The sequence below is a fragment of the Phenylobacterium sp. genome (assembly GCF_031984885.1).
Lineage (GTDB): Bacteria > Pseudomonadota > Alphaproteobacteria > Caulobacterales > Caulobacteraceae > Phenylobacterium.
On the sequence record NZ_DAMABV010000024.1, the window covers coordinates 1 to 25,380 of the forward strand.

Below are 25,380 nucleotides of genomic sequence, written 5' to 3' on the forward strand. Positions count from 1 at the left end.
CGCCGTCCTCAGAGACCTAACAGCCCCAAAAACTCAACTGACTTGATGACACCTGTTTTTCCTCCGGCAGCGGCTGGCGCAAGCTGCTCGGCGGATTTTGAAACACCAAGACCACGAAGGACACGAAGAGCACGAAGGCGCCGTGGGGGTGGATGGCGTGGCGCGAGGGGTGGAGCGCGCCTTTGGCGCCGTGCTTCCCGTGTCATCCCGGAAAGCCCGGAGGGCTTGTCCGGGACCCATTGACGCCGGGCCTGGCGAATGAGGCGCGGCCTTGCGGGTCCTGATCCATCCAGTGTTCATGGGTCCCGGTCTTGCTGCGCAAACCGGGATGACATCGGTGGGTGAGCGGGGCGGTTTCCCGTTTGGCGTTCAGCTTTGCGCGCGCACGGCGCCTTCGTGCTCTTCGTGCGCCCCAGCGCCGGCGCGTCCAGGCGCAAGGGTTGCGGCGGCGTCAGGCCGGGGGTGGGGCGATGAAGCCGCCGAGGGCTTCGTCGATGGCCTGGGCGATGGAGAGGGTGCGGGAGTCGGCGCCGTGCGGGCCGATGACCTGGGCGCCGACCGGCAGGCCGCTGGCGGCGAGGCCGGCGGGGAGGGTGGTGACCGGCAGGTGGCAGGCGGTGGCCAGGGCGATCCAGTTCAGCATGCCCGGATAGGGCGTCGAGGTTCCGTCCGACAGCTTCAGCCGGCGGCTGGCGAACGGCCTGTGGTCGTGCGGGAAGGCGACGGTGGCGGCGACCGGGGCGAGGATGGCGTCGAAGGCCCCGAAGGCGGCCGACATGGTGCTGCGCAGGCGGGCGCGGGCCTCGTCGGCGGCGATCCATTCGGCGTGGCTGGCGGTGTAGGCGCGGGTGACGTCGGCCCAGGACCCGCGGCCCGCGCCCAGGGCCAGGGCGACGGCGGCGGGGCCGCGCATGCGGCGCATGGCGGCCTGGGCCCGGGCCGGCATGTCGGTGGCGATCACCGAGCGGAGCAGCACCTGGTAGGCGTCCATCAACTGGTCCAGCGCCACCGGGGCGGAGATCGGCCGCACCTCGACCCCGGCGGCGCGCAGGCGGCCGGCCAGGTCCTCCAGCACCGCGCGGACCTCGGGATCCAGCGGGAAGCCGTCGAGCCAGAGGCCGAGCTTCAGGGTCTTGAGGTCGGCGATCTCGGCCCTGGCCGGCACCCCGGCGGCGAGGATCGAGAGCAGCAGGCGCAGGTCGCGGGCCGAGCGGGCTATGGGGCCGACGACGTTGAGGTCGCGCTCGGCGTGGGTTCCGGGCGCGGGCGGCACGTGGCCGGCCTGCGAGACCAGGCCCCAGCTCGGCTTGTGCGAGAACACCCCGCAGAAGCTGGCCGGCACGCGCAGCGAGCCGCCGATGTCGGAGCCGATCTCCAGCGCCGTGACGCCCGCGGCCAGGGCCGCGGCGGCCCCGCCCGACGAGCCGCCGGGCGTGCGCGAGACGTCCCAGGGATTGTTGGTGGTCCCGTAGAGCGGATTGAACGACTGCCAGTCGGCGGCCATGACCGGGACATTGGTCTTGCCCCAGATCACCGCCCCGGCCTGGCGGGCGGCGGCGACCACCGCAGCGTCGTCGGGTTTGCGGCGGCGCAGGGCCTCGACCCCGGACGAGGCGGCCATGCCGACCACGTCGAGGGTGTCCTTGATGGTCATCGGCAGGCCGGTCAGCGGGCCGCCGGCGCCCTTGGCGCGCAGGTCGTCGGCGGCCTTGGCGAGGTCGAGGGCGCGCTCCACGTCGGCGGCGACCACGGCGTTCAGCCGGGCGTGGGTCTGCTCGTGGCGGGCGAGGGCCAGCTTCAGCAGCTCGACGGCGGAGACCTCCCCGGCCCTCAGCGCCGACAGTTGACCGGTGGCGTCGCGGGCGAGGAGGTCGGCCATCATTTCAGTCCCAGGACGTCCTGCATGTCGTAGAGGCCGGGCGGCTGGCTTGCGACCCAGCGGGCGGCCTCCACCGCGCCGCGGGCGAACAGGCCGCGGTCGCGGGCCGAGTGGCTGAGGGTGAGGATCTCGTCCTCGGCCGCGAAGATCACCGAATGCTCGCCGATGACGCCGCCGCCGCGGATCACCGAGAAGCCGATCTCGCCCGTGGGCCGCGCGCCGGTGAGGCCGTCGCGCACCCGCTGGGCGACGTCGGCCAGCGCGACCTGGCGGCCGCGGGCGGCGGCCTCGCCCAGCATCAGGGCGGTGCCGGAGGGGGCGTCGACCTTGCGCTTGTGGTGCGCCTCGGTGATCTCGATGTCGTAGCTGTCGGCGGCGAGCGCGCGGGCGGCCTGGGCGACCAGCCCCATCAGCATGTTGACCCCCAGCGAGTAGTTGCCGGCGAAGACGATCGGTACGGACCGGGCCGCCGCGGCGATGGCCTCGACCTGCTCGGGCGAGGCGCCGGTGGAGCCGATGACCAGGGCCGGCGCGCCGCGGGCGGCGGCGGCCTGGGCCAGGGCGACGGAGGCGGCGGGGGTGGTGAAGTCGATGACCACCTGGGCGTTTTCCAGCGCCTGCTCAAGCCGAACCAGGCCCTCGCCCTCGGCCCCCGGACGGTCGAAGCGGGCGGCCAGGCGCACGTCCTGGCGGCCGGCGACGACGGCGCTCACGGCCTGGCCCATGCGGCCGAGCACGCCGGCCACGGCGATGTCGATGGGGGCTGTCACGGGGAACTCTCCAGGACGCGAAACTCAGGGCGCTAGTCTCGCGTCCTGGGGGTTGCGGTCAAGGCCGGCCGGCCGGTCGAGGTCCGGGAAGCGCCAGCGGAGCATGCCGTGCGACCAGCAGGAACCGCCCTGCGACCAGGGCCGGCGCTGGGCGCTTTCCCGTCCGCCCCATTGTGGTCAAGCTGTCGCGGAACATCGCTCGCCAGACCTCGGAGCCGCCAAATGAAAATCCTGCTCGCCAGCGCCCTGGCGCTTTCGCTCGCCTTCGCTGCGCCGAGCTTCGCGCAGCAGGCGATCTCGCCGCGGGCCAGCGTCGGCAAGATCGCCGATGCGATCGCCAGCCGCTATTTCGACGAGGCCAAGGCCGCGAAGATCGCCGCCGAGCTGCGCGCCGAGGCCAGGAAGGGCGCCTATGACAAGCTGACCGATCCGCGCGATTTCGCCGTGGCCCTGACCGACCGGCTGCGGCCGCAGGACGGGCATTTCGCGGTGAGCTGGTCGCCGCCGGTCGCGGCGAGCGCCGACGCCGTCCCGGTCCGGCGCGGGCCGCCGAGCTTCCTGTCGCGGCGGGGCGGCTACGGCTTCGCGGCGGTGAAGGTGCTGCCGGGCAACATCGGCTATGTCGACCTGCGCGGCTTCGCCGACTTCACCCCGGACGGCGACCAGAGCGCGCGCGAGGCGGCGGATGCGGCCCTGGCCCTGGTCGCCGGGACCGACGCGCTGATCTTCGACCTGCGCGAGAACGGCGGCGGATCGCCGGCCATGGTCGGCTACCTGATCGGCCACTTCGTCCCGCAGGACGCCAGGATCTACAACGTCTTCAAGACCCGCGGCGAACCCGACGCCGACGAGGCGCCGATCGTGCCGATCAAGGGCCAGCGGCGGCTGGACACGCCGCTCTACGTCCTGACCAGCGGCCGCACCGCCTCGGCGGCCGAGAGCTTCGCCTACACCCTGCAGGCGGCCGGGCGGGCGAGCGTGGTCGGGGAGCGCTCGGCCGGCGGCGCCAATCCCGGCGGCTCGGTCCCGGTGGGCGAGGGGCTGAGCGTGTTCGTCTCCGACGGCGCGCCGGTCAACCCGATCACCGGGACCAACTGGGAAGGGACGGGGGTGCAGCCCGACGTGCAGGCGCCGGCGGCCCAGGCGCTGACCCGGGCGCAGGTCCTGGCCCTGACCAGGCTGGCCTCCGCGCCGCTGGGCGAGCCGGCCCTGACCGAGAACCGCTGGGCGCTGGAGGCCCTGGCCCCCGCGCCGAAGCTGGAGGCGGCGCGGCTGGCGGCCTTCGCCGGGACCTACGGCGCCTATGAGGTCGGCCTGGACGGCGAGCGCCTGCTGCTGCGCACCGGGCGGCGCCCGCCGAGCATCCTGGTCCCGCTGGACGAGGCCGGCCTGTTCGTGGTGGCGGGCGAACCCTCACGCAGGGTGAGGTTCGAGGCGGCCGCGCTGGTCTTCCTGGCGCCCGACGGCTCGGCCGCGCGGCAAGCCCGCAACACCTTGCCCGCCACGGCGAAATAGCTCGGCGATATGACATTTGTGAGGTGTTGTGACCGGCGCCCCGGCTCTATAGGTTGGCCCCCTTTTCCAGACCCAGAGGGGCCCCCTAGAGGCCGAGAGGAACCGCCGCGCCTATGAGCGACGCCGAGAAACGCACCTTCACCGACGAAGAAGCCCTGAGCTTCCACAAGCATCCGACCCCCGGGAAGATCGCCATTGCGCCGACCAAGCCGATGGCCACCCAGCGGGACCTGTCGCTTGCCTATTCGCCGGGGGTGGCCGTACCCGTCCTCAAGATCGCCGAAGATCCGGAAACCGCCTACGACTACACCTCCAAGGGCAACCTGGTGGCGGTGATCTCGAACGGCACCGCGATCCTGGGGCTCGGCAATCTCGGGGCCTTGGCCTCGAAGCCGGTGATGGAGGGCAAGAGCGTCCTCTTCAAGCGCTTCGCCGACGTCGACTCGATCGACATCGAGGTCAGCGCCACCGATCCCGACGAGATCATCACCGTAGTCAAGAACATCGGGATCACCTTCGGCGGCATCAATCTCGAAGACATCAAGGCCCCCGAGTGCTTCCGCATCGAGACCGAGCTGCAGGAGCTGCTCGACATCCCGGTGTTCCATGACGACCAGCACGGCACGGCGATCATCTCGGCCGCCGGCCTGATCAACGCCTGCGCGATCACCGGGCGGGAGCTGAAGGACGTCAAGGTGGTGCTCTGCGGCGCCGGCGCGGCGGGCATCGCCTCGCTGGAGCTGATCAAGGCCATGGGGGTGCGGGCCGAGAACTGCATCGCCGTCGACAACACCGGGGTCATCTACAACGGCCGGCCCACGGGGATGAACCAGTGGAAGTCGGCCCACGCGGTCGACACCGACAAGCGGACCCTGGCCGACGCCCTGGAAGGGGCCGACGTGTTCCTGGGCCTGTCGGCCAAGGGCGCGCTGAGCCAGGAGATGGTGAAGTCGATGGCCCCCAAGCCGATCATCTTCGCCATGGCCAACCCCGATCCGGAGATCACGCCTGAGGAGGTCCATGCGGTGCGGCCCGACGCCATCGTCGCCACCGGCCGCAGCGACTATCCCAACCAGGTCAACAACGTCCTGGGCTTCCCCTACATCTTCCGCGGCGCCATGGACGTGCGCGCCCGCCGCGTGAACATGGAGATGAAGATCGCCTGCGCCCGCGCCCTGGCCGAACTGGCCCGCGAGGACGTGCCCGACGAGGTGGCGGCCGCCTATCACGGCACCCAGTTGAAGTTCGGGCCGCAGTACATCATCCCCACGCCGTTCGATCCGCGGCTGATCACCTACATCCCGCCGTTCGTCGCCCAGGCGGCGATGGACACCGGCGTCGCCCGCAAGCCGATCGTCGACATGGACGCCTACCGCGCCTCGCTGGCGCAGCGGCTCGACCCGACCGCGGCCTTCCTGCAGAAGCTGCAGGGCGCGGTGTTGAAGGCGCCTGACAAGCGCATCGTCTTCGCCGAGGGCGAGGAGCCGACGGTGATCCGCGCGGCGCACGCCTTCCAGTCCGCGGGCCTGGGCCACGCCGTGCTGGTCGGCCGCGAGGACCTGGTGCGCGAGAACATGATCACCGCCGGCCTCAACCCCGACGACGCCAAGCTGGAGATCATCAATGCGCGGGTCTCCGACTGGAACCCGGAGTTCGTGGACTTCCTCTACGAGCGGCTGTCGCGGCAGGGCTACCTGAAGCGCGACGTGCAGCGGCTGATCAACCAGGACCGCAACTCGTTCGCCGCCTCGATGGTGGCGCTGGGCTATGCCGACGGCATGGTGACCGGGGTGACCCGCTCCTACGACCAGGTGCTGGAAGAGGTGCTGCGGGTGATCGACCCGGCCCCGGACGGCCGGGTGATGGGCATGAGCGTGGTGCTGGCCAAGGGCCACACCCTGTTCATCGCCGACACCAACGTCACCGAGATGCCCGAGGCCGAGGAACTGGTGGAGATCGCCATGGAGGCGGCCCGCACGGTCAAGACCCTGGGCTACGTGCCGCGGGTGGCCTTCATGTCCTACTCGACCTTCGGCAATCCGATGGGCATGCGTTCGGAGAAGGTGCGCGACGCGGTCGCCATCCTCGACGAGATGGAGGTCGACTTCGAGTACGAGGGCGAGATGCCGCCGGAGCTGGCGCTCGATCCCAGCAAGCGGGTCAACTATCCGTTCATGCGCCTGACCGGCCCGGCCAACGTGCTGATCATGCCGGCCATCCACTCGGCGGCGATCTCGACCCAGCTTGTGCAGGCCCTCGGCGGGGCGACCGTCATCGGCCCGCTGCTGCTGGGCCTGTCGAAGTCGGTGCAGATCGCGCCGCTGTCGGCTTCGGTCTCCCGCGTGCTGCAGATGGCGACCCTGGCCGCCTACGAGCAGGACGTGGTCGAGGCGCAAGGATGAGCCTGGCGCTCGCCACGTCGAACTAACGGGCCGCCTGCTCCTGGGGGTGCGGGCGGCGCGTCCGTCCCATCCCCCGGAAGAAGCAGGACGTCGCGCTACGGATCTCAGGCCGGAACAGATGCTCCCCCGCTGGGGAGCTGTCAGCCGCATGGCTGACTGAGGGGGACTTCTGGCTCTTCTGCTTTGAGAGCCGGCCCCCTCCGTCTCGATGCTACGCATCGATCCACCTCCCCCAGAGGGGGAGGGACTGAGTTTCGCCGTCGCGCCGCTTCCGCATCGAACAGGAGCGCGACCCATGACCGGTCTGAGCATCGGCATCGACTTCGGCACGACCAACACCGTCGTCGCGCTCGCAGGGGCCGACGGGCCGGCGCATCTGGTGAAGTTCCCGGCCCCGGAGAGGGAAGTGTTCGCCTTCCGCTCGGCGCTGTCGTTCTACGCCCCGCCCGAGCAGCCCAACGACCGCGAGGTCGAGGCCGGGCCGTGGGCGATCGAGGCCTATGTGGAAGACCCGCTGGAGACGCGGTTCATCCAGTCGTTCAAGAGCTTCGCGGCCTCGGAGAGCTTCACCGAGACCCAGATCATCGGCCGCCGCTACGTGTTCGAGGACCTGCTCTCGGCCTTCCTGCTGAAGCTGCGCGAGCACGCGGGCGAGGACCTGGCGCAGTTGCCCAGGCGGGTGATCGTCGGGCGGCCGGTGACCTTCGCCGGCGGCGCGCCGAACGAGGAGCTGGCCCTGGCGCGCTACGAGACCGCGTTCCGGCGGCTGGGGTTCGAGGAGATCCTCTATTCCTACGAGCCGGTCGGGGCGGCGTTCTTCTTCGCCCGCGAGCTGCGGGAGGACGCCACCGTGCTGGTCGGCGACTTCGGCGGCGGCACCAGCGACTTCTCGATCATCCGCTTCACGCGCGAGAACGGCGAGATCCATTCGACGCCGCTGGGCCGGGCCGGGGTCGGCGTGGCGGGCGACGCCTTCGACTACCGGATCATCGACAACCTGGTCTCGCCGGAACTGGGCAAGGGCTCGAGCTACAGGTCGTTCGGCAAGATCCTGCCGGTGCCGAACCGCTACTATTCGACCTTCGCGCGCTGGGACCAACTGGCGCTGATGCGCGCCAGCCGCGACATGCGCGAGATCCGCAAGCTGGTCCGCGAGGCGGTCGAGCCCGAGAAGATCGAGCGGCTGGTCGAGGTGCTGGACGAGAACTACGGCTACCGGCTCTACCGCGCGGTGTCGGCGCTGAAGGAGGCGCTGTCCTCGCAGGAGACGGCGCAGTTCCGGTTCGAGGCGGGCGGGATCGACATCTCCCACCAGGTCGCGCGGGCCGAGTTCGAGGACTGGATCGCGCCGGAGCTGCACCTGATCGAGGACGCGGTGGACCGGGCGATGGGCGACGCCGGGCTCAACGCCGGGAGCATCGACCGGGTGTTCCTGACCGGCGGCTCGTCACTGGTCCCGGCGGTGCGCGACATCTTCTACCGGCGGTTCGACGCGTCGAAGATCGAGAGCGGCTCGGAACTGGAGTCGATCGCCTCGGGCCTGGCGCTGATGGGCCGCGAACGCGACCTGACGAAGTGGGCGCGGGGGGCTTAGTTTCCCCGCCGTGTCACCCCGGTCTTGCGGCGCAAACCGGGATGACACCTGTTTTTCTCCGGCAGCGGTTGGCGCAAGCTGCTTGGTGGATTTTGAAACACCAAGACCACGAAGGACACGAAGAGCACGAAGGCGCCGTGGGGGTGGATGGCGTGGCGCGAGGGGTGGAGCGCGCCTTTGGCGCCGTGCTTCCCGTGTCATCCCGGAAAGCCCGGAGGGCTTGTCCGGGACCCATTCGTCCCGCGCCTGACGAATGAGGCGCGGTCCCGCCCCCAAAGCTCAACTGACTTGATGACGCTTAGGGGGCGGTCTTCTTCAGGTTCACTGCGTCGAGGTCGATGTCCTGGGCCGGGACCAGTTCCAGGTTCGGGCGGCGTTGCTTGAGGCCGTCGGTGAAGGCCTTGGCGTCGCCGGCGACGATGACGCTGACCGTCTCGGGGGCGAGGTTGGCGGCGGCGAAGTCCTGGACCTGGCCGGCGGTGACGGCCTCGACCTTGCCGGTGTAGTCGGCGACCTCGCTGAGCGGCAGGTCGTAGAGGGCGAGGTTGCCGAGGATGCCGGCCAGGCCGTCGGTGGTGGCCAGCTCGCGGCCGAAGCCGCCGACCAGCACCGACTTGCGGGCCTTCAGCTCGTCCTCGCCGGTGGGGGCGTCGGCCAGGCGCTTGAGCTCGGCCAGCATCAGGTCGAGCACCTGCGGCGCGGACTCGTTCTTGGTCTGGGCCGCGGCGCGGAACAGGCCGGTGGTGCGCATGGCCGAGAGCCGCGAGGTGGCGCCGTAGGAGAGGCCGCGCTTGATGCGGATTTCCTGGTTGAGGCGGGCCGAATAGCCGCCGCCGAGCACCGAATTGGCGACGATCCCCGGATAGTAGGCGCCGTCGCCGCGTGCGATCGCGGCCTTGGCGAGCGTGACCGCCGCCTGGCCTGTGCCCGGCAGGTCGATGGCGACGGCGCGCGGCGGCGCCTTGGGCTGGACCTCGGCGCGGGCCGGGGCGGGGCCGGCGGGGGCCGTCCAGTCGCCGAAGGCGTCCTGCGCCAGCTTGAAGCCCTGGTCGGCGGTGATGTCGCCGGTCAGCACCAGGATGGCGTTGTCGGGCCGGAAGTAGCGGCCGTGCAGCGCGGCGAGGTCGCCGGTCGCCAGCTTGCCGAGCGAGCCGGGCGTGCCCGACGCGACATGGCCGAACGGGGTGCCGGAGAAGATCACCGGCGAGGCGGCGAAGCCGGCCAGTTGGCCCGGCGACTGATAGGCCACCGAGAGGCCGTCGAGGGCCTGGACGCGCTGGCGCTCCAGCTCTTCCTCGGCGAAGGCCGGGTTCTTCACCACGTCGGCCATGATCGCCATGGCGGCGGGCAGTTTCTCGGGCATGACGTTGAGGGTCACGGCCGACGACTCCTGGCCGCCCCCGGACGAGAGCACGGCGCCCAGCGCCTCGATCTGGCTGGCGATCTCCTGCGCGCCTCTCGTCTTCGTGCCTTCGGTCAGCATGCCGGCGGTCATGCCCATGGCGCCCGACAGCCCCTGCGGATCGGCCCAGGCCCCGGCCCGCACGGTCAGGGCGGCGGTGACCAGCGGCAGGTCCGAGGACTTGGCGACGATGACCTTCAGGCCGTTGGCCAGGGTCTTTTCGGCCGGCTCGGGCAGCACGGGCTCGACCGGGGCGGCGACGGGCGGCGGCGCCTGGCGTCGGCCCTCGGGGGCGAGGGTGACGATGGGGCCGGTGTACCTGGCGGAGGCGACGACCGGCGGCCTTTCGACGGCCTCGGTCTCGCCGGCCGGGCGGGCGCTCTCGGGCTGGTAGAGAATGGTCATGCGGCCGGCGTCGGTCAGGTACTTCCGCGCCACGCGCTGGACGTCGGTGGCGGTGACGGCCTGCAGCTGCGCCAGTTCGCGGTTGGCCAGGGCGGCGTCGCCGGCCGTGCGCAGGGCGTAGCCGAGGGCGAAGGCGCGGCCGTCGATGGTCTCGCGCTCGCGCAGCTTGCCGGCGACCAGCTCGTTCTTGGCCTCGGTCAGTTCGGCGTCGGTGGGCGGGGCGTCGCGCAGCCTGGCGACCTGGGCCAGCAGCGCCTTCTGGCCCTCGTCGATCGACTTGCCGCCCGAAAGGATGGCGCCCAGCATGACCAGGCCCGGCTGCTGGGGCAGGGAGGCGTCGGAGAACACCTCGGTGGCGACCTGCTGGTCGTAGACCAGGCTGTCGTAGAGCCGCGAGGACTTGCCGCTGGAGAGGATGGCGTCGAGCACGGTCAGGGCCGGGGCGTCGGGGCTGGCCGCGTCGGGGGCATGCCAGGTCATCAGGATCGCCGGCAGCGGCACGTTGGGGCCATAGCCCTTGAAGACGCCGGGCGTGGTGCGCGGCGGCTCGACGGCGGTGACGCGCCTGATCGGCGCGGCGGGGGTCTTCAAGGGGCCGAAATACTTGTCGACCCAGGCGTCGAGCTCGGCCTGGTCGAAATTGCCGACCACGATCAGGGCGGCGTTGTCGGGCCGATAATAGGCGGCGTGGAAGGCGCGCACGTCGTCGATGGTGGCGGCGTCCAGCTCCTCGATCGAGCCGATGCCGGGGCGCTTGTAGGGGTGAAGCTGGTAGCTGGCCTGGGGCAGGTAGAGGTAGAACAGCCGGCCGTAGGGCTGGCTCAGCACCGACTGGCGCAGCTCCTCCTTCACCACGTCGCGCTCGGACTTGAAGGTCGCCTCGTCGACGACCAGCGCGCCGAGGCGCTGGCTCTCGACCCACAAGAGCCGCTCCAGGTGATTGGCGGGCACGACCTCGTAGTAGTTGGTGAAGTCGTCGTAGGTGGAGGCGTTGTTGAAGCCGCCGACATCCTCGGTCATGCGGTCGATGGTCTCGGACGGCATGTCGCGCGTGGCCTTGAACATCATGTGCTCGAACAGGTGCGCGAAGCCCGAGCGCCCGACCGGATCGTCCTTGGAGCCGACGCCGTACCAGACCTGGACCGTGACGTTGGGCGTGGTGCGGTCGACCGAGGAGAACACCTTCAGCCCGTTGGCGAGCGTGCGTTCCTGGTAGGCGATGGGCGGGACGCTGTCGGCCGCGGCGGCGGGAAGGGCGAGACCCAGGCAGAGGGTGAGCGCGAGGGCGGCGTGACGAAGCATACGGACTTCCCGGTTGGCGAGCGCCGACCCTAGCACTCGCCCCGCGCATGGGAAGCGGTCGGAAGCTTACGGGATTGTCATCATCCCGGCCCCATCCCCCTCACCCGGCCTCTCCCCAAGGGGAGAGGGCTGGGTGAGGGCCGCCGCGGTGTCGCCTGAGAGATCAGGCGCGAATGGGTCCCGGTCCTGCTTGGCAAACCGGGCTCGGGTTACTCCGCCAGCTTGACCAGCATCTTGCCGGAGTTCCGGCCCTCCATAAGGCCGATGAGGGCGCTGGGGGCGTTGGCGACGCCGTCGAGGATGGTCTCCTGGTACTTGACCTTGCCCTCCTTCAGCCAGCCGGCCATGTCGCTGAGGAACTGGCCGTGCAGGTGCAGGAAGTCGGTGCCGACGAAGCCGCGCAGCATCACCCGCGAATAGATGATGTTCGACAGGTTCGAGACGCTGGAGTGGCCCGAATTGTAGCCGGAGATGAAGCCGCAGACCGGGATGCGGCCGAGCGTGTTGATGCGGCGCAGGGCGGCCTCCAGGTGGTCGCCGCCGACATTGTCGAAATAGACGTCGATGCCCTTGGGGGTGGCGTCTTCGAGCGCCTTCCGGATCGGGGTTTCCTTGTAGTTGATCACCGCGTCGAGCCCAACCTCGTCCTTCAGCCAGGCGGCCTTGTCGGCGGCGCCGGTGGAGCCCACGACGTAGCAGCCCTTGATCTTGGCGATCTGGGCGGCGACCGAGCCGACCGCGCCGGCGGCGGTGGAGACGAACACCTGCTCGCCGTCCTTGAGCTGGCCGATGTGCAGCAGGCCGCCATAGGCGGTGAAGCCGGTCATGCCCAGCGCGTGCATGTGGACGGTGAGCGGCAGGTCGGGATCGGAGACCAGCTTGGTCAGGCCCTTGCCGTCGGAGGTGAAGAACTCGCGGAAGCCGTTGCGGTTGGAGACCAGGTCGCCGACCGCGAAGTCGGGGTTCTTGGACTGCACGACGCGGCCCAGGGCGCCGCCCATCATGGCGACGTTCAGGTCCTGGCCGGCGGTGAGGCGCGGACGCATGGCCGGATCGACCGACATGTAGAGGTTCTCGACCAGCACCTCGCCGTCGGCGGCGTCGGGGACCTGGGTCTCCACCAGGGCGAAATCGGCCTGGGCGGGCATGCCGTTCGGGCGGGCGACGAGGTGGATCTCACGGCTTTTGGGCATATGGCCTCCCTTTGTCTTTGAAATGCGTCGGCCCTCAATGCGGGCGGGCCGAAGGGAAGTTGTCGCCTGCCGAACGCCGTAAGGCCAGGGCTTTCAAACGAATGTTCGAAATCAGTCGGCCGGGAGCGCGTCGCCCCAGTCGAGCCGGCGGGCGACGGCGTGGGCGGCCTTGTCGCGCTTGGCGGCGAAGCGCAGCTCGGCGGTTCCCTGCGGGGTGCAGAGCTTGAGCTCGATCCCCGGCTTGCCGGCGCGGGGCGGGGCCAGGACGCGGGCGGCGGGCGGCTCGGCCGCGACGCCGGGCCGGGCGGCCAGCAGGTAGATGAACTTCTCGTCCTCGAACGGGGTCTCGGCGCCCTTAGCCAGGCGGTGGTCGCGCGAGCGGGCCAGGCGCTGGCTGAAGTGGCACCAGTCGGGGGCGATGAGCGGGCAGGGCGCCTGGTGCGGGCAGGGGGCGAGGATCGCCGCGCCGGCCTCGATCAGGGTCGCGCGCGCGGCCAGGATGCGCCGCCAGCCGGCCGGGGTTCCAGGCTCGACCAGGGCCAGGACGCCGAGGGTCGAGGCCCAGAGCCCGGCGATGGTCGCCGCCTGCCTGGCTTCGGGGATCTCGGCCAGGGCGTAGCTGGCGACGACGAGGTCGGCGCTGGGCCAGTCGCCCGGGGCGGTGAGGTCGGCGCGGATGCGCTCGGCGGCCGCCAGCGGCGCGGGGGCGTCGGCGGCCAGCGTCGCGGCGATGTCGAGGAAGGCGCGGTTGGAGTCGAGCAGGGCGGCGGCGGCGATCGCCGGCCAGGTCTCCAGCGCCGCCCAGCCGGCCCCGCCGGGCCCCGCGCCGGCGTCGAGCAGGCTGGCGGGGGAAAAGCCGGGGGCGCGTTGGGTCAGCTCTTCGAACACCCGGCCGCAGGCGGCGTAGGTGGCCGGCAGCCGCGTCAGCACATAGGCGGTGGCGTCGGCCTGGCTGGCGACCACCGCGGCCGAGCCGCCGCCGGCCCGGTAGCGGGCCGAGATCGCGCCCGCGCGCTGGGCCATGTCCTTGCGCGAGACGCCCTCCATCAGGCGGTCGGCGGCGTGGCGGAGCTGGGGCGGCAGGTCGAAGGACATGGCGGTGGATTAGCGCTAGCGGGCGGTTCGCGCCATCACCTCGCGGCGGAGCGCGGCGAGGGCGTCGGGGATGTCGCGGCGCAGGGCCATGCGGGCGATGGGGGCGGGGATGGCGAAGGGGGTCGAGGCGCGGCTCTCGTAGTGCACGCGGGTCCGCGCGCCGCCGTCGAGCGGGACCAGCCGCCATTCGCCGTCGAGCACCTTCAGCTCGCCCCCCTCGCGGTAGAAGCGGATGCGGCGGGGCGGGTCGTAGTCGGAGCGGAAGACGCTGCGGACCGGCGGCAGCAGTCCGGCGCGGCTGACGTGCTCGCGCACGTCCCAGCGGCCGGCGGGGTCGCTCTGCAGGATGCGACAGCTCTTCAGCCGACGGACCATGCGCGGGGCGAGGTCGCAGTCGACCATCACCTTCCAGACCGCCTCGGGCGGGGCGTCGATCTCGACGCTGCCGCGGATCAGGCCCGAGGCGCCGCCCGGATCGGCGAGAACCTCGACGCGGACGCCCTCGTGGCCCGGGCCGGCGTCAGCCCAGACCACCCCTGGCCCGCAAAGGGCCAGGGCGGCGACAAGGGCGGCGGCCGCCCGCATGGCGCTTCCTCACGGCGTAGCTTCTCCCCGTGAGGGGGTAACGCCTCAGGAGCCGTGACGGTTCTTGACCAGGTCGTCGACCACGGCCGGATCGGCCAGGGTGGTGGTGTCGCCGAGGTTTCCGAGGTCGTTCTCGGCGATCTTGCGCAGGATGCGGCGCATGATCTTGCCCGAGCGGGTCTTGGGCAGGCCGGGCGCGAACTGGACGACGTCGGGGGCGGCGAAGGGGCCGATCTCGCGGCGGACCCAGCCCTTGAGCTCGGCCTGCAGGATGTCGGTCGGGGCCACGTCGGCCTTGAGGGTCACGAAGCAGTAGACCCCCTGGCCCTTGACGTCGTGCGGATAGCCGACGACCGCGGCCTCGGCCACGTTCTCGTTGCCGACCAGGGCGCTCTCGATCTCGGCGGTGCCCAGGCGGTGGCCCGAGACGTTGATCACGTCGTCGACCCGGCCGGTGATCCAGTAGTAGCCGTCCTCGTCGCGGCGGCAGCCGTCGCCGGTGAAGTACTTGCCGGCATAGGTCGAGAAGTAGGTGTCGAAGAAGCGCTGGTGGTCGCCATAGACCGTGCGCATCTGGCCGGGCCAGCTATCGGTGATGCAGAGGTTGCCGGAGGTGGCGCCCTCGAGCACGCCGCCCTCGGCGTCGACCAACTGGAACTTCACGCCGGGCAGCGGCTTGGCGCAGGAGCCGGGCTTGGTCGCGTGGGCGCCGGGCAGGGGCGAGGCCAGGCAGGCGCCGGTCTCGGTCTGCCAGTAGGTGTCGACGATCGGGCAGCGGCCCTCGCCGACCACGCGGTCGTACCACAGCCAGGCTTCGGGATTGATCGGCTCGCCCACCGTGCCCAGCAGGCGCAGCGAGGCGCGCGAGGTCCGCTTCACCGGCTCGTCGCCGTCGCGCATCAGGGCGCGGATGGCGGTGGGGGCGGTGTAGAAGATCTCGACCTTGTGCTTGTCGATCACCTCCCAGAAGCGGGAGTTGGTCGGGTAGTTGGGCACGCCCTCGAACATCAGGGTGGTCGCGGCGTTGGCCAGCGGGCCGTAGACGACATAGCTGTGGCCGGTGACCCAGCCCACGTCGGCGGTGCACCAGAAGACCTCGCCGGGGCGGTAGTCGAAGACCAGCTCGTGGGTGTGCGCCGCCCAGGTCAGGTAGCCGCCGGTGGTGTGCAGCACGCCCTTGGGCTTTCCGGTCGAGCCGGAGGTGTAGAGGATGAACAGCGGGTCCTCGGCGTTCATCGGCTCGGGATCGCAGGTGTCGGAGACGCCCTGCTTCAGCTCGCCGAAATAGGCGTCGCGGCCGGCGGTCATCGGCACGTCGGCGCCGGTGCGGCGCACGACGATGACGTCGGTGACGTCGGGGCAGGAGGCCAGCGCCTCATCGACGTTGCGCTTGAGCGGCACGGTCTTGCCGCCGCGCAGGCCCTCGTCGGCGGTGATGACGATGCGGCTGTCGCAGTCCTGGATGCGGCCGGCGATCGAGTCCGGCGAGAAGCCGCCGAAGATCACCGAATGGATCGCCCCGATGCGGGCGCAGGCCAGCATGGCCACCGCCGCCTGCGGGATCATCGGCAGGTAGATGGTGACGCGGTCGCCCTTCCTGACGCCCTTGGCCTTGAGCACGTTGGCCATGCGGCAGACCTCGGCGAGCAGCTCGCGGTAGGTCAGGGTGGTCCATTCGCCGTCGTCGGCTTCCCAGATGATCGCCTTCTGGTCGCCGCGGGTGGGGATGTGGCGGTCCAGGCAGTTGACCGAGACGTTCAGCTCGCCGTCGGCGTACCAGCGGATGCGGAAGTCGTCCTTGGCGAACGAGACGTCCTTCACCTGGGTGAACGGCTTGCTCCAGTCGAGACGGCCGGCGACCTTGGTCCAGTAGCCGATCGGATCGGCCTCGACCTGCGCCACCGCGGCCTCGTAGCCGGCCGCGTCCATGTGGGCCCGCTCCGCCCAGGCCTTCGGAACCGGAAAGACTTCGCCTTCGCTCACGCCGCGCACTCCCTGTTTCACGCTTTGCGGGGAGTTATGCGGAGTGGGGCGGCCTGCGCAACCGCCCAGGGGGCGAAAGTCGAGCCATATGCGATCACCCCGCCCTTGCGGGGAGGATCTTACGGGTCGGTGACTTGCAGACCCGGGCGGCATCGGTGAATGGTCGAACCTTTCCCCGACAACCGGAGCCGTTCGTCGCCGATGCGCCTTCCCCTTGCCTTCGCCCTGGTCGCCCTGAGCGCCCTTCCCGCCGCCGCGGCGGCCGACGCCGACGGCGCCCGCTGGTGGTCGCATGTGGAGACCCTGGCCGGGCCGCAGTTCGAGGGGCGGCTGACCGGGACGCCGGGCTACGACAGGGCCGCGGCCTATGCGGCCGGGCAGTTCAAGGCCTATGGGCTGAAGCCGGCCGGGACTGACGGCTTCCTGCAGCCGATGAGGTTCACCGTGCAGCGGGTGCTGGGCGAGGGGTCGAGCGCGGCGCTGGTCGTCGAGGGCCAGGAACAGCCGCTGCGCATCGGGCCGGACCTGCTGCTGGGCGCGCGCATCCCGCAGCCCAAGGCGATCGAGGCGCCGCTGGTGTTCATCGGCTATGGCCTGCACCTGCCCGAGGCCGGCTATGACGACTTCGCCGGACAGGACCTGAAGGGCAAGATCGCTGTCTATGTGAACGGTGGGCCGGGCGACATCTCGGCGGCGCTGAAGGCGCATTCGCGCGGCTCGGAGACCTGGCGCGCGGCGCGGGCGGCCGGGGCGGTCGGGCTGATCGCCCTGCCGACGCCCAAGTCGATGGACGTGCCGTGGACGCGGCAGATGCAGAGCGCCGGCCAGCCGGGCATGTATCCCGCCGACGAGGACCTGCGCGAACTGCCCGGCGAGGCGTTCTCGGCCAGCTTCAACCCCGCCGAGGCCGAGAAGCTGTTCGCCAGGTCGGGCCATCGGTTCGCGGACGTGCTGGCCCTGGCCGACGCCGCCAAGCCGATCGAGGGCTTTCCCCTGAACCTGGCGCTGAAGGCGCAGGTGGCGAGCGAGGTGGGGCAGGTGGCCTCGGCCAACGTCGTGGCCAAGCTGCCGGGCGGCGATCCGAAGCTGAAGGCCGAGCATGTGGTCGTCACCGCCCACCTCGACCACCTGGGCGTCAACACGAGCGGCCAGGGCGCGCCCTACTATGCCGGGGCGCTGGACAACGGCGCAGGGGTGGCCTCGGTGCTGGAGATCGCCCGCGAGATGGCGGCCGCGAAGGCGAGGCCCAAGCGCTCGGTGCTGTTCGTGCTGGTGACCGGCGAGGAGAAAGGGCTGCTGGGCTCGAAATACTTCGCCGGCAAGCCCAGCGTGCCGGCGGCCTCGGTGGTCGCCAACCTCAACATGGACATGGCGCTGCCGCTCTGGAAATTCGACTCGGTGCTGATCTACGGGATCGACGAGAGCACCCTGGGCGACACCGCCAAGGCGGCGGCCGGGGCCGCGAACCTGGAGGTGGTCGCCGACCCCTATCCGGACCGCAACTCGTTCATCCGCTCGGACCAGTACAGCTTCATCCGGGCCGGGGTTCCGGCGCTGTCGTTCAAGTTCGGCTTCAAGGAGGGCACCGACCGCGCGGCGATCGAGAAGGCCTGGCGGGCCGAACGCTACCACGCCCTGGCCGACGACCTCGACCAGCCGGTGGAGAAGGCCGAGGCGGTGAAGTTCGACGCCTTCCTGGCGCAGTTGATCACCGACGTGGCCAACGAACCGGCGACGCCGCGATGGAAGGACGAGAGCTTCTTCAAGCGGTTCGCGAAGTAGGCACGCCGAAGCTTAGATGCTCCCCCTCTGGGGGAGCTGTCAGCGAAGCTGACTGAGCGGGACTTTGAGCTTCCCTGCTGCGAGAGCAGTCCCCCTCCGTCTCGATGCTGCGCATCGATCCACCTCCCCCAGCGGGGGAGGATCTGGATCTAACGCCCCTCCATCTGCTCCAGCATCCGCTCCAGGGTCGCCAGGTCGTCGGCCTCGCCGGCCGGCTTGTCCCAGCGGATGCGGCTGATGCGGGGGAAGCGCATGGCCACGCCGGACTTGTGGCGGGTGGAACGCTGCAGGCCCTCGAAGGCGACCTCGAACACCAGGCCGTGGCGGACGTCGGCGCGGACGGCGCGGACCGGGCCATAGCGGTCGACCGTGTGGTCGCGGACGTACTTGTCGATCTCCTTGAGCTCCTCGTCGGTGAAGCCGAAATAGGCCTTGCCGACCGGGGTCAGCGCGCGCGACCCGTCCACCGCCTCGGCCCAGACCCCGAAGGTGTAGTCGGAGTAGAAGCTGGAGCGCTTGCCGTGGCCGCGCTGGGCGTACATCAGCACCGCGTCGATCAGGAACGGGTCGCGCTTCCACTTGAACCACGGCCCCTTGGGGCGGCCGGCCTCGTAGACGCTGTCCCAGCGCTTGAGCATCAGGCCCTCGGCCAGGGTCGGGTCGCCGGGCGGCGGCTCGCGGCGCAGCAGGGCCAGTTCCTCCCAGGTCGCGAAGGGCTCGATCGGCGAGAGGTCGATGCGGCTGGTCTGCAGGGCGCCGACGAAGGCTTCCAGCCGCGCGCGGCGCCGGGCGAAGGGCAGGGGCCGGACGTCCTCGCCGCCGTCGGACAGCAGGTCGTAGGCGCGGATTCCGGCCGGGAAGTCGGCCAGCATCCTGTCGTTCACGCTCTTGCGGTTCAGCCGCTGCTGCAGGTCGGCGAAGCTGGCCATGCCGCCCTCGCGCAGGACCAGCAGCTCGCCGTCGAGGGCGCCTTCGAAGTCGAGCGCCTCGATCACGTCCGGGAAGGTGCGCGAGATGTCGTCGCCGGTGCGGGTGTAGAGCCGGCGCACGCCGCCCTCGCTGACCGCCTGGACGCGGATGCCGTCCCACTTCCATTCGGCGGCGTAGTCGCCCGGATCGAGCCTGGCGAAGTCGACGGCTTCGTCGATCGCCTGGGCCAGCATCACCGGGCGGAAGCGGCCGGGGGCGTCGGCGGTCGGCCGGTCCGAGCGGCCCTCCAGCCAGGCGAACAGGTCGTCATAGGGCGCGCGCAGGGCGTGCCAGACCTCCTCCACCTCGGAAACCTCCACCGGGCCGAGCGCGGCGACCGCGGTCTTGGCGAGGCGGGCCGAGACGCCGATGCGCAGGCCCCCGGTCATCAGCTTGAGCAGGGCCCAGCGGCCGGTGGCGTCGAGGGCGTCGAGCCAGCCCTCGATCAGCCGCTGGACCTCGGCGCGGCTGGCGCTTTGCAGGGCGCCCACCACCTCCGACAGCTCCGGCTCGCGGTTGGCGCCGGGGCGGGCGGGCCAGACCAGGGCGACGGTCTCGGCCAGGTCGCCGACATAGTCGTAGGACCAGCCGAACAGCACCGGGTCCATGCGCGCCTCGACCGCCTTGCGGATGAAGGCCGGCTTGGCGGCGTCGAAGCTCAGGTCGCCGGTCAGGGCGGCCAGCGCCCAGCCGCGGTCGGGATCGGGGGCATTGGCGAAGTGGTCGCGCAGCAGGACGAGCTTGGCGTTGCGCGAGGCGGTCAGCGACAGGCGGTCCAGGAGCTCGGCGAAGGCGCGCATCAGTCCTCGGTCTCGTCCTCGTAGCCGACCAGGGCCAGGGCGCGGGCCTTGATGTCGTGGAGCTGCGCCCAGCGCAGCAGGGCCTCCTCGCGGCCGTGGGTGATCCACAGCTCGGCGGGGCGCAGCTCGTCGACCGTGGCGGTCAGCTCGTCCCAGTCGGCGTGGTCGGAGATCACCAGCGGCAGCTCGACGCCGCGTTGGCGGGCGCGGGCGCGCACCTGCATCCAGCCCGAGGCGAAGGCGGCGACCGGGTCGGGGAAGCGGCGCGACCAGCGGTCGGCCAGGGCGCCGGGTGGGGCGATGATGATCTGGCCGGCGAAGTCGGGCTTGGCGGTCGAGGTGGCCGGGGCCAGCGGGCCGAGCGGCACGCCATGCCGCTCATAGAGATGGTTCAGCCGCTCGAGCGCGCCGTGGACATAGAGGGGCCGGTCCCAGCCGGCCTCGCGCAGCAGGCGGATGATCCGCTGGGCCTTGCCCAGCGCATAGGCCCCGACCAGGTGGGCGCGGTCGGGGAACTGCTGCACCGAGCGCAGCAGCCTGGCGATCTCGTGGGCGTCGTCGGGGTGGCGGAACACCGGCAGGCCGAAGGTGGCCTCGGAGATGAAGACGTCGCAGGGCACGGGCTCGAACGGCGGACAGGTCGGGTCGCGGCGGCGCTTGTAGTCGCCCGACACCACCATGGTCAGGCCCTTCCAGGCGACGACGGCCTGGGCCGAGCCGAGCACGTGGCCGGCCGGGACCAGGGTGACCTGCACCCCGTCGCGCGTGACGCTCTGGCCATAGGCCAGCGGCTGGACCGAGCCGGCGAAATCGGCGCCGTAGCGCTCGGCCATGATCGCCAGGGTCTGCGGGGTGGCGATCACCGTGCCGTGGCCGGCGCGGGCGTGGTCGGAGTGCCCATGGGTGATCACGGCGCGCGCCACCGGGCGCACCGGATCGACGAAGAAGTCGCCGGGCGCGCAGTAGAGCCCCTCGGGCTTGGGGCAGAGCAGGCTTTCGGGCCGGATCATGTCTGGGGATATGGGGCGGAGGAGCGGAGGATGCTCCCCCAGCGGGGGAGGATCTGGTCTGGATGAAACATTACGCAGTATTCATATTGTGAAATCGGCGTCATGACCAAGACTTAACGAGTATTCGTGAAAGTCGTTGCCTATACCCCTCTCATCGGGACGCGGACGTCGCGGCCCACACCAGACCAGAGGGACAACACCATGCGCAACACCTTCGCTCTCAACGGCTTCGCCAATCTCGTGCTCGCCGCCACCCCGCTGATGGCCATCGCCGTCGCGATCGTCACCAAGGCCGCCGGCGTCGCTTGAGCGGGCGGCCTGAAATTGACCTACCGTCACGTTGACCGATAGGCGGAGGCGCCTCAAAGACAGGGGATGACGATATCCCCGGAGGCCCTTCGCGATGCGGCCCGGCACATGGTCGAGACCGTGCCGCAGGCCTCCGCCCTCGGCTTCAAGCTGATTTCCGTAGAGCCGCAGCGAGGCTCCATTCTCTCCCCCTGGCGCGAGGAGCTGGTCGGCGATCCCGATACCGGCGTCATCGCGGGCGGGGTGGTCACCGCGCTGCTCGATCACGTCTGCGGCCTGGCCGTGACCTCGCGGTCGCTGGAGGGCGGCTTTCTCTCCACGGCGACCCTCGACCTGCGCATCGACTACATGCGCCCGGCCGCCCCGCGCGCCGACGTCACCGCCAGCGCCCACTGCTACAAGCTGACCCGCAACATCGCCTTCGTGCGCGCCCACGCCTTCGACGTGGACCCCGAGGACCCGATCGCCACGGCCCAGGCGGCGTTCGTCCTCAAGCGGGCCGCCCCATGAGTCCCGCCCAACGCCTCGAAGAGTTCCTCGGCCGGGTGCCCTATGTGCGGTTCCTGGGCATGCGGGCCGAGCTGGCCGGCGACGAGATGACCGCGATCCTGCCGTTCGCGCCGCACCTGATCGGCAACGTCATGCTGCCGGCCCTGCACGGCGGGGTGATCGGGGCGTTCATGGAAATGACCGCCCTAGCCCAGCTATCGGTGATCGCGCCCAGCGCCAAGGTCCACAAGACCATCGACATCACCATCGAGTACCTGCGGCCCGGCAAGGCCATGACCATGTACGCCCGCGCCGACGTGCGGAAGGTCGGCCGCCAGATCGCCAACGTGCATGTCGAGGCCTGGCAGGAGGCGCGCGACAAGCCGGCCGCGGCGCTGCGCGGGCACTTCCTGCTGAGCGGGACCTAGTTTCCGCTGCGTGCGCCGCCCAGGCAAGCGGGCCGCGGGTCAACTCGACGATCAGGTGTTGATGAGTCCCGGTCTTCGGCCGCGCCGAAACCGGGATGCTATGCCGCCGCGGCTTCTTCCTCGCGGCGGTTGCGGGCGGCGTGGATGGCGATGGCGATGTCGACCACGGCGATGGCGGCCACCGCGCCGAAGGCGGCGTAGGCGATCTTGCGGCGGGGGTTGTCGCGGCCGATGGCGCGGCCCAGGACGGCCAGGTCCATGAGATCGCCGCCGGCCCGCATCCAGAACCAGGGCCCCGGCGGCACGGGCGAGAGCAGGCCCGCGCCCGAGGCGATCTCGCGCGCCCCGAAGGCGCTCATCGCCTGGTCGTCGAAGTTGAGGCCGAGGAACCTCGTCACCTGGCGCGGCGCGGCGACGGCGGCCACGCCGACGGCGAGGGAAAACAGGCCCAGGGCCCTCTTCGCGAGCAGCAGGTTCATCGGCGTCTCCGTCCAAGCTTGAGGATAGAGGACGCCGCAGCGGCCGTTGGGTTCCCTATTGGGCCGCCAGGGCCTTCCGCTCGGCCGCGATCCTGTCCAGTTCGGCCTGGGCCGCGCGCATGGCCGGCGCGTCGCCCTTGGTGCGGGCCTGCATCAACTGGCCGGCGGCCTCCATCTCGCGGACCGGCAACAGGTGGGTGTCGTCGGCGTGCTTGAAGGGCTTGGTCTGGATGCGTTCGAGGATCTTGCGCTGGCGCTCGGCCTCGGGCCCCTCGCCGGTCCCGTAGCTGAACATGAAGGCGTCGATCTTGGCCTTCACCGCCGGGTCGAGGTCCTTGCGGCGGACCATGGGGTCCTCGGGGATGGTCGGCGAGGTCCAGATCACGTCGAGGCTGGCCAGGGTCTTCTTCGACATCTCGGTGCCGAGCATCTCCATGCGCTCCATGGAGGCGGTGTTGTTGGTCGCCGCGTCCAGCAGGCCCTGGGCGACCGAGAACAGGTTGGCCTCGTGGTTGGCCGAGCGCACGGTCTTGAAGCAGGTGTTGGGGTCCAGGCCCCGCGGGGCGAACAGGTAGGTCATGGGCGCCAGCGTGCCGGACGTGGACTTGGCGTCGCCCATGCCGAAGTTGAGCTTGCGGTCGCATTTCAGCAGCCGGTCGAGGGTGATCCCCGAGCCCTTCTTGACCACGATCACCGCCTCGTAGCCGTCGGGGCCGTTCGGCTTGACGGTGCGGGCGAAGACCTCGCCGTTGGCGCGGCGCACGGCCTCCAGGCCCGACTGGTTGGTGAACCAGCCGACGTCGGTCTGCCTGAAGCGCATCGCTTCGATCAGCGAGGTGTAGTTGGTCCCGAAGAACGGCTTCACCGGTATGCCGATGGATTTCTCCATGTCGGCCAGGAACGGGCCCCAGTCGTCCATCTGGGTCTGGCGGCCCTCGGTGGACATGATCGAGAAGTTGACCACGGTCGGGGCGACGGGCTTGGCGTCCTGCTCCTGGCCGCAGGCGGCCAGCGCCAGGCCTGCGGCGAGAGCGAGCGCAAGGCGGCGCGAGATCATCTGACTTCCCCCGATGGAGCGGCTGGCCCGGCTTCTGCACCGGTTCCGTGACGGCTCGGCGACGCAGATGAGCGCAAAAGTCTGCTTGAGGCGAGCGGCTACTGGGGTTAGGCCGCGCAGATGTCTGACACCTCGATCCAGAACCCCTCCCTGCGCGGCCTCTCGGCTCAGGCGCGCGAAGCGAAAAGCTGGCCCTTCGAACAGGCCCGCATCCTGCTGGATCGGATCCTCAAACTGCGGCTGTCCGACGCCGAGCGCGACCTGGCCGCCAGCCTGATCGGCGAGGGCAAGGCCGACGAGGCGGTGACCACCTTCCCGGTGCTGGCCCAGCCGGTGGTGTTCCAGTGCGGGTTCGGGGCCTCGGGCCTGCCGCACATGGGCACGTTCGGCGAGGCGGCGCGGCCGACCATGGTGCGCACCGCGTTCCGCGCCCTGACCGAGGACGCCATCCCGACCAAGCTGATCGTCTTCTCCGACGACATGGACGGGCTGCGGAAGATCCCCGACAACGTCCCCAACCGCGAGATGCTGGAAGAGGACCGCGACAAGCCGGTCTCGGCCGTGCGCGACCCGTTCGGCGAGTACGAAAGTTTCGCCCACCACAACAATGCGCGCCTGCGCGCCTTCCTCGACGGCTTCGGCTTCGACTACGAGTTCATGTCGTCGACCCAGACCTACAGGTCGGGCCGGTTCGACGAGGTGCTGCTGAAGATCCTGGAGCGGTTCGACGCCGTCCAGGGCGTGATGCTGCCGACGCTTGGCGAGGAGCGGCGCGCCACCTATTCGCCGTTCCTGCCGATCAGCCCGAAGTCGGGCCGGGTGCTGCAGGCGCCCACCGTCGGCCGCGACGTCGAGAAGGGCACCATCACCTTCCCCGACGAGGACGGGACCCTGACCGAGATCCCGGTCACCGGCGGCCATGTGAAGCTGCAATGGCGTCCCGACTGGGCGGCGCGCTGGTATGCGCTGGGCGTCGATTTCGAAGCCTCGGGCAAGGACCTGGTCGATTCCGTGCGGGTTTCGAACAAGCTGGTGAAGGTGCTGGGCGGGACGCCCCCGGAGGCCTTCCACTTCGAGCTGTTCATGGACGAGAACAACCAGAAGATCTCCAAGTCCAAGGGCAACGGCCTGACCATGGAGGAGTGGCTGCGCTACGGCGCGCCCGAGAGTCTCGCCTACTACATGTACCAGTCGCCGAAGTCGGCCAAGCGGCTCTATTTCGACGTCATCCCCAAGGCGACGGACGAGTACCTCCAGCAGCTCGAAGCCTTCAACAAGGCGCGCGCGACCTCGAACGCCACGGCGATCGACAACCCGGCCTGGCACGTCCATCGCGGGGCGCCGCCGCAGAAGGGCTCGCCGCTGTCGTTCTCGCTGCTGCTGAACCTGGTGTCGGCGGCCGACGCCTCGACCAAGGACATCCTCTGGGGCTTCATCAGCCGCTACATGCCCGGCGCGACGCCGCAGACCGAGCCGACCCTGGACCGCCTGGTCGGCTATGCGATCAACTATTACGAGGACTTCGTGAAGCCCTCGAAGCGGTTCCGGGCGCCCGACGCCAAGGAGCGCGCGGCGATGGAGGACCTGCTGGCCCGCCTCAAGGCGCTGCCGGCCGAGGCCGACGCCGAGACCATCCAGAACGAGGTGTTCGAGGTCGGCAAGGCCGCCAGCTTCGAGCCGCTGCGGGCCTGGTTCCAGGCGCTCTACGAGGTGCTGCTGGGCCAGAGCCAGGGACCGCGCTTCGGCTCCTTCGCGGCGATCTTCGGCCTGGAGCGGACCATCGCCCTGATCGAGCGGGCGCTGGCCGGCGAACTGGTCGCGGCCTAGGGGCCTGCTCTCTTCTTCCTCCCCCGTCATGAGGGGGAAGGAATAACCCCGGTGTCATCAAGTCAGTTGAGTTTTTGGGGCTGTTAGGTCTCTGAGGACGGCGTT

Annotated in this window: 18 protein-coding genes; 7 read left to right on the top strand and 11 right to left on the bottom strand. The window is 70.6% G+C overall.

Features of this window, described 5'->3' with window-relative positions; translation table 11 throughout:
• Positions 1–451: 451 nt before the first annotated feature.
• Both RTL41_RS20290 and dapB read right to left on the bottom strand, forming a co-directional pair.
• Positions 452–1,879, bottom strand: coding sequence for an amidase family protein (locus RTL41_RS20290; RefSeq protein ID WP_312167109.1), 1,428 nt, complete (start codon positions 1,877–1,879; stop codon positions 452–454).
• Positions 1,879–2,649, bottom strand: coding sequence for a 4-hydroxy-tetrahydrodipicolinate reductase (dapB, locus tag RTL41_RS20295; RefSeq protein WP_312167111.1), 771 nt, complete (start codon positions 2,647–2,649; stop codon positions 1,879–1,881). Before dapB ends, RTL41_RS20290 begins: the two co-directional genes overlap by 1 nt.
• 222 nt (positions 2,650–2,871) lie before the next feature.
• Between dapB and RTL41_RS20300 the strand changes: the two genes are divergently transcribed.
• The 3 genes from RTL41_RS20300 (at position 2,872) to RTL41_RS20310 (ending at position 8,160) form a co-directional block, all read left to right on the top strand.
• Positions 2,872–4,164 (top strand): S41 family peptidase, encoded by a 1,293-nt coding sequence (locus RTL41_RS20300; RefSeq protein WP_312167112.1) that lies wholly within the window; start codon positions 2,872–2,874, stop codon positions 4,162–4,164.
• Between the two features lie 113 nt (positions 4,165–4,277).
• The gene (locus RTL41_RS20305; protein ID WP_312167113.1) at positions 4,278–6,566 is read left to right on the top strand and encodes an NADP-dependent malic enzyme; all 2,289 of its coding nucleotides are present in this window, start codon (positions 4,278–4,280) and stop codon (positions 6,564–6,566) included.
• A 295-nt stretch (positions 6,567–6,861) separates the two neighbouring features.
• Entirely contained in the window at positions 6,862–8,160 is a 1,299-nt protein-coding gene (locus RTL41_RS20310; RefSeq protein WP_312167114.1) for an Hsp70 family protein, read from the top strand.
• 298 nt (positions 8,161–8,458) lie between these two features.
• On the opposite strand, the gene RTL41_RS20315 is transcribed toward RTL41_RS20310, so the two are convergent.
• From RTL41_RS20315 to acs, 5 genes are all read right to left on the bottom strand, one after another.
• Complete coding sequence (locus RTL41_RS20315) at positions 8,459–11,269, bottom strand: pitrilysin family protein (RefSeq protein ID WP_312167116.1); 2,811 nt, start codon at positions 11,267–11,269, stop codon at positions 8,459–8,461.
• A 209-nt stretch (positions 11,270–11,478) separates the two neighbouring features.
• Positions 11,479–12,462 carry an NADP-dependent oxidoreductase gene (locus tag RTL41_RS20320; protein ID WP_312167117.1) on the bottom strand — a complete coding sequence of 328 codons (984 nt, stop codon included), beginning with the start codon at positions 12,460–12,462 and terminating at the stop codon, positions 11,479–11,481.
• A gap of 111 nt (positions 12,463–12,573) precedes the next feature.
• Complete coding sequence (locus RTL41_RS20325) at positions 12,574–13,557, bottom strand: small ribosomal subunit Rsm22 family protein (RefSeq protein WP_312167118.1); 984 nt, start codon at positions 13,555–13,557, stop codon at positions 12,574–12,576.
• A gap of 15 nt (positions 13,558–13,572) precedes the next feature.
• Positions 13,573–14,142 carry an SRPBCC family protein gene (locus tag RTL41_RS20330; protein WP_312167120.1) on the bottom strand — a complete coding sequence of 190 codons (570 nt, stop codon included), beginning with the start codon at positions 14,140–14,142 and terminating at the stop codon, positions 13,573–13,575.
• Between the two features lie 45 nt (positions 14,143–14,187).
• The gene (gene acs, locus RTL41_RS20335; RefSeq protein ID WP_312167122.1) at positions 14,188–16,125 is read right to left on the bottom strand and encodes an acetate--CoA ligase; all 1,938 of its coding nucleotides are present in this window, start codon (positions 16,123–16,125) and stop codon (positions 14,188–14,190) included.
• A 201-nt stretch (positions 16,126–16,326) separates the two neighbouring features.
• Between acs and RTL41_RS20340 the strand changes: the two genes are divergently transcribed.
• Positions 16,327–17,907, top strand: a complete 1,581-nt coding sequence (locus RTL41_RS20340; protein ID WP_312167124.1) for a M28 family metallopeptidase — start codon at positions 16,327–16,329, stop codon at positions 17,905–17,907.
• Positions 17,908–18,056: 149 nt separating this feature from the next.
• On the opposite strand, the gene RTL41_RS20345 is transcribed toward RTL41_RS20340, so the two are convergent.
• Both RTL41_RS20345 and RTL41_RS20350 read right to left on the bottom strand, forming a co-directional pair.
• Positions 18,057–19,676, bottom strand: coding sequence for a cisplatin damage response ATP-dependent DNA ligase (locus tag RTL41_RS20345; protein ID WP_312167126.1), 1,620 nt, complete (start codon positions 19,674–19,676; stop codon positions 18,057–18,059).
• Entirely contained in the window at positions 19,676–20,686 is a 1,011-nt protein-coding gene (locus RTL41_RS20350) for a ligase-associated DNA damage response exonuclease (RefSeq protein WP_312167127.1), read from the bottom strand. The genes RTL41_RS20345 and RTL41_RS20350 overlap by 1 nt, the downstream gene beginning before the upstream one ends.
• Positions 20,687–21,061: 375 nt before the next feature.
• Between RTL41_RS20350 and RTL41_RS20355 the strand changes: the two genes are divergently transcribed.
• Together RTL41_RS20355 and RTL41_RS20360 are read left to right on the top strand one after the other, a co-directional pair.
• Positions 21,062–21,505, top strand: coding sequence for a PaaI family thioesterase (locus tag RTL41_RS20355; protein ID WP_312167129.1), 444 nt, complete (start codon positions 21,062–21,064; stop codon positions 21,503–21,505).
• A complete protein-coding gene (locus RTL41_RS20360) occupies positions 21,502–21,912 on the top strand; it encodes a PaaI family thioesterase (protein WP_312167131.1) in 411 nt (136 codons plus the stop codon). The genes RTL41_RS20355 and RTL41_RS20360 overlap by 4 nt, the downstream gene beginning before the upstream one ends.
• Positions 21,913–22,010: 98 nt before the next feature.
• Here the strand turns inward: RTL41_RS20360 and RTL41_RS20365 are convergent, their stop codons facing one another.
• Positions 22,011–22,391 carry a hypothetical protein gene (locus RTL41_RS20365; RefSeq protein WP_312167132.1) on the bottom strand — a complete coding sequence of 127 codons (381 nt, stop codon included), beginning with the start codon at positions 22,389–22,391 and terminating at the stop codon, positions 22,011–22,013.
• Between the two features lie 55 nt (positions 22,392–22,446).
• The gene (gene phnD / locus RTL41_RS20370) at positions 22,447–23,448 is read right to left on the bottom strand and encodes a phosphate/phosphite/phosphonate ABC transporter substrate-binding protein (protein ID WP_312167134.1); all 1,002 of its coding nucleotides are present in this window, start codon (positions 23,446–23,448) and stop codon (positions 22,447–22,449) included.
• A 120-nt stretch (positions 23,449–23,568) separates the two neighbouring features.
• Between phnD and RTL41_RS20375 the strand changes: the two genes are divergently transcribed.
• Positions 23,569–25,275: a lysine--tRNA ligase gene (locus tag RTL41_RS20375; protein WP_312167136.1), complete on the top strand. Its 1,707-nt coding sequence runs from the start codon at positions 23,569–23,571 to the stop codon at positions 25,273–25,275.
• Positions 25,276–25,380 lie beyond the last annotated feature (105 nt).